This window comes from Stenotrophomonas sp. HMSC10F06, from assembly GCF_001807865.1.
Lineage (GTDB): Bacteria > Pseudomonadota > Gammaproteobacteria > Xanthomonadales > Xanthomonadaceae > Stenotrophomonas > Stenotrophomonas bentonitica_A.
The window spans coordinates 1-14,001 of the sequence record NZ_KV791295.1; the positions used below are offsets into that span (position 1 = coordinate 1).

Sequence of the window (14,001 nt, forward strand, 5' to 3'; positions counted from 1 at the left end):
GCGCCGGCGTGGTCTCCAAGATCCTCGAGTAACAGCGTTATACCGGCGGTTGCATTGCGCTGCCGGTCTCGCGAGTGGCGGGCCGGGAACCTCGGTCCGCCTTCGCCGTCTTAGGGAAGGCAAGTTTTTTCAGTACGCCAGTAGCTCAATTGGCAGAGCAGCGGTCTCCAAAACCGCAGGTTGGGGGTTCGAGTCCCTCCTGGCGTGCCACTTCTCCCTTCCAGCGGCTATGCCGCCACAGCAGCCAGAGCCGGATGAACAGCAAGATCGAGCATTCCAAAGACAACGCCTCCACTGGAGGTGACATCGTCAAGTACGCCGCCGCAGCGATCCTCGTGCTGGCGGGTCTTTTTGCTTGGTATTGGTTCGGTGCTCCTGAGCACGCCTCACAGAGTGCATGGGCCGGTCCGCTTCGCGGTCTGGCCGTTGTCGTTGGCCTGGTGGCCGGCCTCGGCGTGTTCCTGCTGACCGGCAAGGGTCGCGACACGCGGGAATTCCTTTCCGAATCGCGTTTCGAACTGCGCAAGGTGGTCTGGCCGACGCGCCAGGAAGCCATTCGCATGACCTGGGTGGTGATCGTCGTGGTGATCATCCTCAGCCTGCTGCTGGGCGGATTTGACTTCGTGATTCAGAAATTGACCCAGTGGTTCCTGGGTCGATAAGGAGAAACCAGTGAAGCGTTGGTACGTCGTTCACGCCTATTCGGGCTTCGAAAAGTCGGTGGCGCAGGCTCTGCGCGATCGCATCGTGCGTGACGAGATGCAGGAGCGCTTCGGTGACGTCCTGGTCCCGACCGAGGAAGTGGTTGAAATGCGCGCCGGCCAGAAGCGCCGTTCCGAGCGCAAGTTCTTCCCGGGTTACGTGCTGGTCCAGATCGAGACCCACGAAGAAAACGGCATTCCGCGCATCGACAACGAAAGCTGGCACCTTGTGAAGGATACGTCCAAGGTGATGGGCTTCATCGGTGGCACCGCCGACCGTCCGTTGCCGATCCGTGACGAGGAAGCTGCCGCCATCCTGGACCGCGTTCAGGAAGGTGTCGAAAAGCCGCGTCCGAAGGTGCTGTTCGAGCCGGGCCAGATGGTCCGCGTCACCGAAGGTCCGTTCAACGATTTCAACGGCGTGGTCGAGGAAGTCAACTACGAGAAGAGCCGTCTGCGCGTCTCGGTGCTGATCTTCGGTCGTGCCACCCCGGTCGAGCTCGAGTTCGGCCAGGTCGAAAAGGCCGTCTGAGCCTGAGGGCAGTGGGTTCCGGGCGGCCGCCCGGAACCTGAACAGCCCGGCACCCCTTGCCATGCGGCAGGGGAAGAAAAAACCTGATATAGTGCGCGGCTTCCTGCCAGGAAGCTGGCAAAAAGCAAGGGCCGCCGCAAGGTGGCCTTCTGCGTGAATTCAAAACGCGATGCCGGGACGCGTGATTCCCGGTCCGATGGGGAGCCTGTTGTCGCAAGGCGCTAGCACCCGGAGAGCATACTCATGGCAAAGAAAGTTGTCGGTTATATCAAGCTGCAGGTGAAGGCCGGTCAGGCCAACCCCTCGCCGCCGGTTGGTCCTGCGCTGGGTCAGCGTGGCCTGAACATCATGGAATTCTGCAAGGCCTTCAATGCCGCCACGCAGAAGCTGGAGCCGGGTCTGCCGGTGCCGGTCATCATCACGGCCTACTCGGACCGTACCTTCACCTTCATCACCAAGAGCACCCCGGCTGCCGTGCTGCTCAAGAAGGCTGCAGGCATCTCGTCGGGCTCCAAGCGTCCGAACACCGAGAAGGTGGGCAAGGTGACCCGCAAGCAGCTCGAAGAGATCGCCAAGACCAAGGAAGCAGACCTGACGGCTGCCGATCTGGATGCCGCGGTGCGCACCATCGCCGGTTCTGCCCGTTCCATGGGCCTCGTGGTAGAGGGTTAAGAAGATGGCACAGACCAAGCGTGAGAAGGCCATCAAGGCCGCCGTCGTCCCGGGCAAGGCATATGCCTTCGAGGACGCCATCAAGATCCTGAAGACCGCTACCAAGGCCAAGTTCGTCGAGTCCTTCGACGTTGCTGTGCGCCTGGGCGTGGACGCCAAGAAGTCCGACCAGCAGGTGCGCGGTTCCACCGTGCTGCCGGCCGGTACCGGCAAGAGCGTGCGCGTTGCCGTCTTCGCCCCGGCCGGTGCCAAGGCTGACGAAGCCCTGGCCGCTGGCGCCGAAGCCGTTGGTATGGACGATCTGGCCGAGAAGATGCAGGCCGGCGATCTGAACTACGACGTCGTCATCGCGACCCCGGATGCCATGCGCGTCGTGGGTAAGCTGGGCACCGTGCTCGGCCCGCGCGGCCTGATGCCGAACCCGAAGGTCGGCACCGTCTCGGCCAACCCGGGCGAAGCCGTCAAGAATGCCAAGTCGGGTCAGGTGCGTTACCGCACCGACAAGGCCGGCATCATCCATTGCACCATCGGCAAGGCCGACTTCGCCGAAGACGCGCTGAAGTCGAACCTGCAGGCGCTGCTGATGGACCTGATCAAGGCCAAGCCGGCCACCTCGAAGGGCACCTACCTGCAGAAGGTTTCGGTCAGCTCGACGATGGGCCCGGGCGTCACTGTCGACCAGTCGTCGCTGTCGCTGAAGTAATCGTTTCAAGCGGGTACCGGGCTCCGGTCCGGTACCCGCGATATTTGAAGGCAATCCGAGTGGGGTCCGCCCCGCGGAGATAGCCGTCAAAGACCGCAGGCGCGGTCAGTACATACCGGCGACGGGCAGGGATGCTCGCATTGGCAGGGAGTCGCCGCCGGCGCAGTACCGAACGCTTAATCGATTCCCCCGGGAATCACCCTGCGTAGATGGTGCCCTTCTGGAGTTTTTCTGGTTTACGCACGTCTGGGTTCTCCCAGGTTGGCCATCCAGGTCTAGAACGGCCCACCCTTGGAACATCACCTGATGTTCCCGGCGTCCAGGACGGATGCCGCCCAGGACCGCACACGGCAGGAGCCGTAAGCGGAGTTCAATTGGAGGAGTGCAATGGCTCTCAATCTGTCCCAGAAGCAAGAAGTAGTCGCCGAGCTGGCAGACGTCGCCGCCAAGGCTCACTCCTTGATCGCAGCCGAATACGCTGGCACCACGGTCTCCCAGATGACCGCGATGCGCAAGCAGGCACGCGAAACCGGCGTTTTCTTGAAAGTTGTCAAGAACACGCTGGCGGCACGTGCAGTGGAAGGTACCGAATACGAATGCGCCAAAGACGCACTCGTCGGTCCGCTGCTGTACGCGTTCTCGCTCGAGGAGCCCGGCGCAGCCGGTCGCCTGATCAAGGATTTTGCCAAGACCAACGACAAGCTGCAGGCAAAAGTCGTGGCCATCGGCGGGGAACTGTTCCCGGCCGGTCATGTCGACGTGCTGGCCTCGCTGCCGACCCGTGATCAGGCCCTGGCCATGCTGGCCCGCGTCCTGTCCGAGCCGGCTGCCATGTTCGCCCGCGCCGTCAAGGCCGTGGCCGACAAGCAGGATGGCGGTGAAACCGCTGACGCTGCCGAGCCGGTCGCCGAAACCGCCTGAGTCGACGTTTCCGTGGTTCCGAACGGAACCTCAACCCAGAAAATTATCCAAAGGTAATCAAAATGTCCCTTACCAACGAACAGATCGTCGACGCCATCGCCGAGAAGTCCCTGATGGAAGTGATGGAGCTGGTCAAGGCCATCGAAGAGAAGTTCGGCGTCTCCGCCGCTGCTCCGGTCGCCGCAGCTGCTGCTGCTGGCCCGGCTGCCGCTGTTGAAGAGCAGACCGAATTCGACGTCATCCTGAAGTCGGCCGGCGACAAGAAGGTCGAAGTCATCAAGGCTGTCCGCGCCATCACCGGCCTGGGCCTGAAGGAAGCGAAGGATCTGGCAGAAGCCGGCGGCATGATCAAGGAAGCCGCTTCGAAGGACGACGCTGCCAAGTTCAAGAAGGACCTGGAAGCTGCTGGCGCGACTGTCGAAGTCAAGTAAGCAGTTCCTTGCCTCGCCATCGAAACACGGCGATGCAGCCAAGGCTGGGGGCGTAAGCCCCCGGCCTTTGGTCGTTTCACGCAACACCCGAAGTACGAGCCCAACACGGGCTGCGGTCATCCCCCGTCACAGCGGCGCACAAGCGCGCGGGCAGGGGAGTGGATGCAGACGAGTTGGCAGTTGGAAGTAGCGGGAGAAGGCGTGCTGGTGCCGGCAATACCAGCGACTTCCAACTGACAATTTCAGTTTCCCCTCGGGTCGTGGACGCACGATCCGCACAGCCAAGGTGATACCTCATGACGTCTTATTCGTTCACCGAAAAGAAGCGTATCCGCAAGGATTTCGGCAAGCAGCGCTCGATCCTCGAAGTGCCGTTCCTGCTTGCCATCCAGGTCGATTCCTACCGTGAATTCCTGCAGGAAAACGTCGATCCGGCCAAGCGCACGGACCACGGCCTGCATGCGGCCCTGAAGTCGGTGTTCCCGATTTCCAGCTACAGCGGCAATGCCGCCCTGGAATACGTCGGCTACAAGCTCGGCGACCCGGTGTTCGACGAGCGCGAGTGCCGCCAGCGTGGCATGAGCTACGGCGCGCCGCTGCGCGTGACCGTGCGCCTGGTGATCTACGACCGCGAGTCGTCGACCAAGGCCATCAAGTACGTGAAGGAGCAGGAAGTCTATCTCGGCGAAATCCCGCTGATGACCGACAACGGCACCTTCATCGTGAACGGTACCGAGCGCGTGATCGTCTCGCAGCTGCACCGTTCGCCGGGCGTGTTCTTCGACCACGACCGTGGCAAGACCCACAGCTCGGGCAAGCTGCTGTACAGCGCCCGCATCATCCCGTACCGCGGCTCCTGGCTGGACTTCGAGTTCGACCCGAAGGACGCCCTGTTCACCCGTATCGATCGTCGCCGCAAGCTGCCGGTGTCGATCCTGCTGCGTGCGCTGGGTTACAGCAACGAAGAGATGCTGGCCGAGTTCTTCGAGATCAACACGTTCCACATCAACCCCGATGAAGGCGTGCAGCTGGAGCTGGTCTCCGAGCGCCTGCGTGGCGAGACCCTGAACTTCGACCTGGCCGACGGTGACAAGGTCATCGTGGAAGCGGGCAAGCGCATCACCGCGCGCCACGTCAAGCAGCTGGAAGCCTCGGGCATCGCTGCCCTGGCCGTGCCGGACGAGTACATGGTCGGTCGCATCCTGTCGCACGACGTGGTCGATGCGAACACCGGCGAACTGCTGGCCCAGGCCAACGACGAAATCACCGACGAGCAGCTGCAGGCCTTCCGCAAGGCCGGCGTGGATGCCGTGGGCACCCTGTGGGTGAACGATCTGGATCGTGGCCCGTACCTGTCCAACACCCTGCGCATCGATCCGACCAAGACCCAGCTGGAAGCCCTGGTCGAGATCTACCGCATGATGCGTCCGGGCGAGCCGCCGACCAAGGACGCCGCGCAGAACCTGTTCCACAACCTGTTCTTCACCTTCGAGCGCTACGACCTGTCCACGGTCGGCCGCATGAAGTTCAACCGTCGTGTCGGCCGCAAGGAAGTCACCGGCGAAGCCGTGCTGTACGACCGCAAGTACTTCGGTGAGCGCAACGACGAAGAGTCCAAGCGCCTGGTCGCCGAGCACGCGGACACCTCCGACATCCTGGACGTGATCAAGGTCCTGACCGAGATCCGCAACGGTCGCGGCGTGGTCGATGACATCGATCACCTGGGCAACCGTCGCGTGCGTTCGGTCGGTGAAATGGCCGAGAACGTGTTCCGCGTGGGCCTGGTCCGCGTCGAGCGCGCGGTCAAGGAACGCCTGTCGATGGCCGAATCCGAAGGCCTGACCCCGCAGGAACTGATCAATGCCAAGCCGGTCGCTGCGGCCATCAAGGAGTTCTTCGGCTCCTCGCAGCTGTCCCAGTTCATGGATCAGAACAACCCGCTGTCGGAAGTGACGCACAAGCGTCGCGTCTCGGCCCTGGGCCCGGGCGGCCTGACCCGCGAACGCGCCGGCTTCGAAGTGCGCGACGTGCACCCGACCCATTACGGCCGCGTCTGCACCATCGAAACGCCGGAAGGCCCGAACATCGGCCTGATCAACTCGCTGGCCGTGTACGCCCGCACCAACCAGTACGGCTTCCTGGAAACCCCGTACCGCAAGGTTGCCGACGGCAAGGTCTCCGACGAGATCGAATTCCTGTCGGCCATCGAAGAAAACGAGTACGTCATCGCCCAGGCCAACGCCCTGACCGATGCCAAGAGCATGCTCACCGAGCAGTTCGTGCCGTGCCGCTTCCAGGGTGAGTCGCTGCTCAAGCCGCCGGCGGAAGTCCACTTCATGGACGTCTCGCCGATGCAGACCGTGTCGATCGCTGCCGCGCTCGTCCCGTTCCTGGAGCACGATGACGCCAACCGCGCACTGATGGGCGCCAACATGCAGCGTCAGGCCGTGCCGACCCTGCGTGCCCAGAAGCCGCTGGTGGGTACCGGTATCGAACGCGCCGTGGCCCGTGACTCGGGTGTGACCGTGAACGCCCGTCGTGGCGGCGAGATCGTGCAGATCGACGCCGGCCGCATCGTGGTCAAGGTCAACGAAGTGGAGATCACCGACGCGACCGACGCCGGCGTGGATATCTACAACCTGATCAAGTACACCCGCTCCAACCAGAACACCTGCATCAACCAGCGTCCGCTGGTGGAAGTGGGCAACGTGGTGGCGCGTGGCGACGTGCTGGCTGACGGTCCGTCCACCGACATCGGTGAACTGGCCCTGGGCCAGAACATGCTGATCGCCTTCATGCCGTGGAACGGCTACAACTTCGAAGACTCCATCCTGCTCTCCGAGCGCGTGGTGGAAGAGGATCGCTACACCACGATCCACATCGAAGAGCTGACCTGCGTTGCGCGTGACACCAAGCTGGGGCCGGAGGAAATCTCCGCCGACATCCCGAACGTCTCCGAGCAGGCCCTGAACCGCCTGGACGAGAGCGGCGTGGTGTATATCGGTGCGGAAGTCCGCGCCGGCGACATCATGGTCGGCAAGGTCACCCCGAAGGGCGAAAGCCAGCTGACCCCGGAAGAGAAGCTGCTGCGTGCGATCTTCGGCGAGAAGGCCTCGGACGTGAAGGACAGCTCGCTGCGCGTGCCGCCGGGCATGGACGGCACCGTCATCGACGTCCAGGTCTTCACCCGCGACGGCATCGAGAAGGACAAGCGCGCCCGCCAGATCGAAGAGTCTGAAATCAAGCGCGTCAAGAAGGACTTCGACGACCAGTTCCGCATCCTGGAAGGCGCCATCTACGCCCGTCTGCGTTCGCAGATCGTGGGCAAGGTGGTCAACGGTGGTGCCAACCTGAAGAAGGGCGACACCGTCACCGACGCGTACCTGGACGGCCTGAAGAAGGCTGACTGGTTCGTGCTGCGCATGAAGGACGAGGACGCCTCCGAAGCCATCGAACGTGCCCAGAAGCAGATCCAGGCGCACGAGAAGGAATTCGAGCGTCGCTTCGCCGACAAGCGCGGCAAGATCACCGCGGGCGACGATCTGGCCCCGGGCGTGCTGAAGATGGTCAAGGTGTTCCTGGCCGTGAAGCGTCGCATCCAGCCGGGTGACAAGATGGCAGGCCGCCACGGCAACAAGGGTGTGGTCTCCAACGTGGTGCCGGTCGAAGACATGCCGTACATGGCCTCGGGCGAAACCGTGGACATCGTGCTGAACCCGCTGGGCGTGCCGTCGCGTATGAACATCGGCCAGATTCTGGAAGTGCATCTGGGCTGGGCCGCCAAGGGCCTGGGTCGCAAGATCCAGGGCATGCTGGAAGCCCAGGCCGCGATCAACGACCTGCGCAAGTTCCTGGACGACGTCTACAACCACGACAAGACCCAGCACGCCAACCACGTCGACCTGACCCAGTTCAGCGACGAGGAGCTGCTGCGCCTGGCCACCAACCTGACCGACGGCGTGCCGATGGCAACGCCGGTGTTCGACGGTGCGACGGAAGCCGAGATCAAGCACATGCTTGCCCTGGCCGACCTGCCGCTGAGCGGCCAGACCCAGCTGTATGACGGCCGCACCGGTGAGGCATTCGATCGCCACACCACCGTGGGCTACATGCACTACCTGAAGCTGAACCACCTGGTCGACGACAAGATGCACGCCCGTTCGACCGGCCCGTACTCGCTCGTCACCCAGCAGCCGCTGGGCGGCAAGGCGCAGTTCGGTGGCCAGCGCTTCGGTGAAATGGAAGTCTGGGCGCTGGAAGCCTACGGCGCGGCCTACACCCTGCAGGAAATGCTGACGGTGAAGTCCGATGACGTGCAGGGCCGCAACCAGATGTACAAGAACATCGTCGACGGTGAGCACGAGATGGTCGCGGGCATGCCGGAATCCTTCAACGTGCTCGTGAAGGAAATCCGCTCGCTGGCCATCAACATGGAACTGGACGGCAACTGATCGCGCAGGCGCGGCTGCCCCGGCAGCCGCGCCGCCACATCCGAACCGACAGCCCCATCGACAAGATTTCCTCCTTTCGGAGAAACACCATGAAAGACTTGCTCAACCTCTTCAACCAGCAGCGTCAGACGCTGGACTTCGACGCGATCAAGATCGCGCTGGCCTCGCCGGACCTGATCCGTTCGTGGTCCTTCGGCGAAGTGAAGAAGCCGGAAACCATCAACTACCGTACGTTCAAGCCGGAACGTGACGGCCTGTTCTGCGCCGCGATCTTCGGACCGGTCAAGGACTACGAGTGCCTGTGCGGCAAGTACAAGCGCATGAAGCACCGCGGCGTGGTCTGCGAAAAGTGCGGCACCGAAGTCACCCTGGCCAAGGTGCGCCGCGAGCGCATGGGTCACATCGACCTGGCCTCGCCGGTCGCGCACATCTGGTTCCTCAAGTCGCTGCCGTCGCGCATCGGCCTGATGCTGGACATGACCCTGCGTGACATCGAGCGCGTGCTGTACTTCGAAGCCTACGTGGTGACCGAGCCGGGCCTGACCGCCCTGGAACGCCGCCAGCTGCTGACCGAAGAGCAGTACCTGCAGGCCCGCCAGGAACACGGCGACGACTTCGATGCCGCCATGGGCGCCGAGGCCGTGTACGAACTGCTGCGCACCATCGACCTGCAGTCGGAAATGACCCGCCTGCGCGAAGAAATCGCCAGCACCGGTTCGGAAACCAAGCTCAAGCGACTGACCAAGCGCATCAAGCTGGTCGAGGCCTTCCTCGAGTCGGGCAACCGTCCGGAGTGGATGGTCATGACCGTGCTGCCGGTGCTGCCGCCGGACCTGCGTCCGCTGGTGCCGCTGGACGGTGGCCGCTTCGCGACCTCCGATCTGAACGATCTGTACCGCCGCGTCATCAACCGCAACAACCGCCTGCGCCGCCTGCTTGAGCTGAACGCGCCGGACATCATCGTGCGCAATGAAAAGCGCATGCTGCAGGAATCGGTCGATGCGCTGCTGGACAACGGCCGTCGCGGCCGTGCCATCACCGGCACCAACAAGCGCCCGCTGAAGTCGCTGGCCGACATGATCAAGGGCAAGCAGGGCCGCTTCCGCCAGAACCTGCTGGGCAAGCGCGTGGACTACTCGGGCCGTTCGGTCATCGTGGTCGGTCCGTACCTGCGCCTGCACCAGTGCGGCCTGCCGAAGAAGATGGCGCTTGAGCTGTTCAAGCCGTTCGTGTTCGCCAAGCTGCAGCGTCGTGGCCTGGCCACCACCATCAAGGCCGCCAAGAAGCTGGTCGAGCGCGAAGAAGCTGAAGTCTGGGACATCCTGGAAGAGGTCATCCGCGAGCATCCGGTGATGCTGAACCGTGCGCCGACCCTGCACCGTCTGGGCATCCAGGCCTTCGAGCCGGTCCTGATCGAAGGCAAGGCCATCCAGCTGCACCCGCTGGTCTGCACCGCGTTCAACGCCGACTTCGACGGTGACCAGATGGCCGTCCACGTGCCGCTCTCGCTGGAAGCCCAGCTGGAAGCGCGTGCGCTGATGATGTCCACCAACAACATCCTGTCGCCGGCCAACGGCGAGCCGATCATCGTGCCGTCGCAGGACGTCGTGCTGGGTCTGTACTACATGACCCGCTCGCTGGTGAACAAGAAGGGCGAGGGCATGGCCTTCGCCAACATCGCCGAAGTCAAGCGCGCCTACGACAACCGCGTGGTGGAACTGCACGCACGCGTCAAGGTCCGCATCACCGAAGTGGTGACCGACGAGGAAGGCAACAAGCAGAACAAGACCTCGATCGTGGACACCACGATCGGTCGCGCCCTGCTGGCTGAAATCCTGCCGGAAGGCCTGCCGTTCGCGCTGGCCAACACCGAGCTGACCAAGAAGAACATCAGCCGCCTGATCAACTCCAGCTACCGTCAGCTGGGCTTGAAGGACACGGTCGTGTTCGCCGATAAGCTGATGTACACCGGCTTCGCCTACGCAACCCGCGCGGGCGTGTCGATCGGCATCGACGACATGCTGATCCCGGACGAGAAGCGCGGCATCCTCACCGAGGCCGAAGCCGAAGTGCTGGAAATCCAGGAGCAGTACCAGTCGGGCCTGGTCACCGCCGGCGAGCGCTACAACAAGGTGGTCGACATCTGGTCGCGCACCAACGAACGCATCGCCAAGGCGATGATGGACACCATCGGTACCGAGAAGGTGGTCAATGCCGAAGGCGAGACCATCGACCAGAAGTCGATGAACTCGCTGTACATCATGGCCGACTCCGGTGCCCGTGGTTCGCAGGCGCAGATCCGTCAGCTGGCCGGTATGCGCGGCCTGATGGCGCGTCCGGATGGCTCGATCATCGAAACGCCCATCAAGGCGAACTTCCGTGAAGGCCTGAACGTGCAGGAGTACTTCAACTCCACCCACGGTGCCCGTAAGGGTCTGGCCGATACCGCGCTGAAGACGGCGAACTCGGGTTACCTGACCCGTCGTCTGGTCGACGTGGCGCAGGACGTGGTCATCACCGAGGTGGATTGCGGTACCACCGAAGGCCTGACCATGACCCCGATCGTGGAAGGCGGCGACGTCGTGGAGCCGTTGAAGGACCGCGTGCTGGGTCGTGTCGTGGCCGAGGACGTGTTCCTGCCGGGCAACGACGAAGATCCGATCGTGACCCGCAACACCCTGCTCGACGAGCAGTGGGTGGCCAAGCTGGAAGACGCCTCGGTGCAGTCGGTCAAGGTCCGTTCGACCATCAGCTGCGCCTCGCCGTTCGGCGTCTGCGCACACTGCTACGGTCGCGATCTGGCCCGTGGCCACATCGTCAACATCGGCGAAGCGGTCGGCGTCATCGCCGCGCAGTCGATCGGTGAGCCGGGTACCCAGCTGACCATGCGTACGTTCCACATCGGTGGTGCGGCGTCGCGAGCTGCTGCGGTCGACAACATCACCGTCAAGACCACCGGTTCGGTGAAGTTCAACAACCTGAAGTCGGTCGAGCACGCCAGCGGTTCGCTGGTGGCGGTCTCGCGTTCGGGTGAAATGTCGGTGCTCGATGCCCACGGTCGTGAGCGTGAGCGTTACAAGCTGCCGTACGGTGCGACCATCACGTCCAAGGACGGCGATGCGGTCAAGGCTGGCCAGACCGTGGCCAACTGGGACCCGCATAACCACCCGATCGTGTCGGAAGTGGCCGGTTTCATCCGCTTCATCGACTTCATCGACGGCGTCACCGTCATCGAGAAGACCGACGAACTGACCGGCCTGGCATCGCGTGAAATCACCGATCCGAAGCGTCGTGGTTCGCAGGCCAAGGATCTGCGCCCGATCGTGCGCATCGTGGACAAGAACGGCAACGATCTGACCATCCCGAACACGGATCTGCCGGCCCAGTACCTGCTGCCGCCGCGCTCGATCGTCAACCTGCAGGACGGCGCCGCCGTCGGCGTGGGTGACGTGGTCGCCAAGATCCCGCAGGAAGCGTCCAAGACCCGTGACATCACCGGTGGTCTGCCGCGCGTGGCCGATCTGTTCGAAGCGCGCAAGCCGAAGGATCCGGCGATCCTGGCCGAGCGTTCGGGCATCATCAGCTTCGGCAAGGACACCAAGGGCAAGCAGCGCCTGATCATCAAGGACACCGATGGTTCGGAACACGAAGAGCTGATCCCGAAGTACCGTCAGGTGATCGTGTTCGAAGGCGAGCACGTGACCAAGGGCGAAACCATCGTGGACGGCGAGCCGAGCCCGCAGGACATCCTGCGTCTGCTGGGTGTCGAACCGCTGGCGGCCTACTTGGTCAAGGAAATCCAGGACGTGTACCGCCTGCAGGGCGTGAAGATCAACGACAAGCACATCGAGGTGATCACCCGCCAGATGCTGCGCAAGGTCGAGATCACCGATCAGGGCACCAGCAAGTTCCTGAATGGCGAGCAGGCCGAGCGCCAGCGCGTCATCGAGGAAAATGCCCGCCTGGCGACCCGCAACGAGCTGCCGGCCCGTTTCGATCCGGTCCTGCTGGGTATCACCAAGGCATCGCTGGCGACCGAATCGTTCATCTCGGCGGCGTCGTTCCAGGAAACCACCCGCGTGCTGACCGAAGCGGCCGTGCGCGGCACCTCGGACAACCTGCGCGGCCTGAAGGAAAACGTCATCGTCGGCCGTCTGATCCCGGCCGGTACGGGCTTGGCTTACCACGCCAACCGTCGTCGCAACGCCTCCGGGCTGACCGACTCGGAAATGCAGACCCTGTCCGGCAGCACGCCGGCCGTGGCTGAGGTGGCCCCGGTGGCCGCCGTGGCGGTGGAATCGACCGACGCCGACCAGGCGCCGGGCAGCGACGAGTAATACGCAGACCCGGCTCCGGCCGGGCCCGCGGCAGGGCAGGGCGCCGACTCCGGTCGGTGGCCCTCCCGGCAAATCAGCAGGCACCGGCCACTGGTCGTCCGCCTGCCGATGAGGTAGGATGCCCGCCGGTCTTTCAACGGACCGGCTTGACAACCTGAACGGGGGGCATGGAAAAGGCTCCCCTGTAACGGCCCGGGATCAGGGCTGGCTTGGCGCGTGCGCATTTGACTGCGTTTTCGCCGGGTTGCTACAATCGTCTGTCTCAGCAGGCCGGTCTTTCGCCTGCTCGCACATTTCCGCATTCATGGCCAGTCTTTTCATTGGCCTCTCTCAGAAGAACATACTGATGGCGACGATCAATCAGCTTGTCCGCAAGCCGCGGCAGGCAACCACTTATAAGAGTGCCTCCCCGGCCCTCGATAAGTGCCCCCAGCGCCGTGGCGTCTGCACGCGCGTGTACACCACCACTCCGAAGAAGCCGAACTCGGCGCTTCGCAAGGTTGCCAAGGTTCGCCTGACCAACCAGGAAGAAGTGATTAGCTACATCGGCGGCGAAGGCCACAACCTGCAGGAACACTCCGTGGTCCTGATCCGTGGCGGTCGCGTCAAGGATCTGCCGGGTGTGCGTTACCACACCGTGCGTGGCTCGCTGGACGCCTCCGGCGTTGCCAAGCGTCGCCAGGGCCGTTCCAAGTACGGCGCCAAGCGTCCGAAGAGCTAAGGGAAAGTACACATGTCTCGTAAAGGTAATACGCCGCAGCGCTCTGTCCTGCCGGATCCGAAGCACGGAAGTGAAACCATCGCTCGTTTCATCAACATGGTGATGCTGAGCGGCAAGAAGTCGGTCGCTGAAAAGATCGTCTACGGTGCCATGGACGTGATCGGCGAAAAGAACCCGAATTCCGTCGAGCTGGTTCAGAAGGCTCTGGAAAACGTGGCTCCGTCGGTCGAAGTCAAGTCCCGCCGCGTCGGTGGTGCCACCTACCAGGTGCCGGTCGAAGTGCGTTCCTCGCGCAAGATGGCACTGGCGATGCGTTGGCTGATCGACTCGGCGCGCAAGCGTGGTGAGAACACCATGCCGAAGAAGCTGGCTGCCGAACTGCTGGACGCCTCGGAAAATCGTGGTGGCGCCATCAAGAAGCGCGAAGAAACCCACCGCATGGCCGAAGCCAACAAGGCCTTCGCGCACTACCGCTGGTGAGTTTGACGGCCTTGCAAAACAGGCACGGCAGCACCATCTAGGTGCTGCCCCC

At 63.3% G+C, this 14,001-nt stretch carries 10 protein-coding genes and 1 tRNA gene; all 11 read left to right on the forward strand.

Translation table 11 applies throughout. The annotated features are described in order from the left end of the window. Positions 1–134 precede the first annotated feature (134 nt). The 11 genes from HMPREF3113_RS13100 to rpsG all read left to right on the forward strand — a co-directional run bounded on the left by HMPREF3113_RS13100 (position 135) and on the right by rpsG (position 13,949). A tRNA-Trp gene (locus tag HMPREF3113_RS13100) sits at positions 135–210 on the forward strand. Between the two features lie 44 nt (positions 211–254). Further along, a complete protein-coding gene (secE, locus tag HMPREF3113_RS13105) occupies positions 255–662 on the forward strand; it encodes a preprotein translocase subunit SecE (protein ID WP_019186114.1) in 408 nt (135 codons plus the stop codon). A 10-nt stretch (positions 663–672) separates the two neighbouring features. Next, positions 673–1,233: a transcription termination/antitermination protein NusG gene (gene nusG / locus HMPREF3113_RS13110; RefSeq protein ID WP_019186115.1), complete on the forward strand. Its 561-nt coding sequence runs from the start codon at positions 673–675 to the stop codon at positions 1,231–1,233. 243 nt (positions 1,234–1,476) lie between these two features. Beyond that, positions 1,477–1,905, forward strand: coding sequence for a 50S ribosomal protein L11 (gene rplK / locus HMPREF3113_RS13115; RefSeq protein WP_019186116.1), 429 nt, complete (start codon positions 1,477–1,479; stop codon positions 1,903–1,905). Positions 1,906–1,909: 4 nt separating this feature from the next. Beyond that, a complete protein-coding gene (rplA, locus tag HMPREF3113_RS13120) occupies positions 1,910–2,608 on the forward strand; it encodes a 50S ribosomal protein L1 (RefSeq protein WP_019186117.1) in 699 nt (232 codons plus the stop codon). A 387-nt stretch (positions 2,609–2,995) separates the two neighbouring features. Further along, complete coding sequence (rplJ, locus tag HMPREF3113_RS13125) at positions 2,996–3,529, forward strand: 50S ribosomal protein L10 (protein ID WP_019186118.1); 534 nt, start codon at positions 2,996–2,998, stop codon at positions 3,527–3,529. A 62-nt stretch (positions 3,530–3,591) separates the two neighbouring features. Then, positions 3,592–3,960 (forward strand): 50S ribosomal protein L7/L12, encoded by a 369-nt coding sequence (gene rplL, locus HMPREF3113_RS13130; protein WP_019186119.1) that lies wholly within the window; start codon positions 3,592–3,594, stop codon positions 3,958–3,960. Positions 3,961–4,256: 296 nt separating this feature from the next. Next, positions 4,257–8,411 (forward strand): DNA-directed RNA polymerase subunit beta, encoded by a 4,155-nt coding sequence (gene rpoB, locus HMPREF3113_RS13135; protein WP_019186120.1) that lies wholly within the window; start codon positions 4,257–4,259, stop codon positions 8,409–8,411. Positions 8,412–8,500: 89 nt separating this feature from the next. Continuing rightward, a complete protein-coding gene (gene rpoC, locus HMPREF3113_RS13140; RefSeq protein WP_070473260.1) occupies positions 8,501–12,748 on the forward strand; it encodes a DNA-directed RNA polymerase subunit beta' in 4,248 nt (1,415 codons plus the stop codon). A gap of 346 nt (positions 12,749–13,094) precedes the next feature. Then, positions 13,095–13,469 carry a 30S ribosomal protein S12 gene (gene rpsL, locus HMPREF3113_RS13145; RefSeq protein WP_017356008.1) on the forward strand — a complete coding sequence of 125 codons (375 nt, stop codon included), beginning with the start codon at positions 13,095–13,097 and terminating at the stop codon, positions 13,467–13,469. A gap of 12 nt (positions 13,470–13,481) precedes the next feature. Then, positions 13,482–13,949 (forward strand): 30S ribosomal protein S7, encoded by a 468-nt coding sequence (rpsG, locus tag HMPREF3113_RS13150; protein WP_019186122.1) that lies wholly within the window; start codon positions 13,482–13,484, stop codon positions 13,947–13,949. The last annotated feature ends 52 nt before the right edge of the window (positions 13,950–14,001 follow it).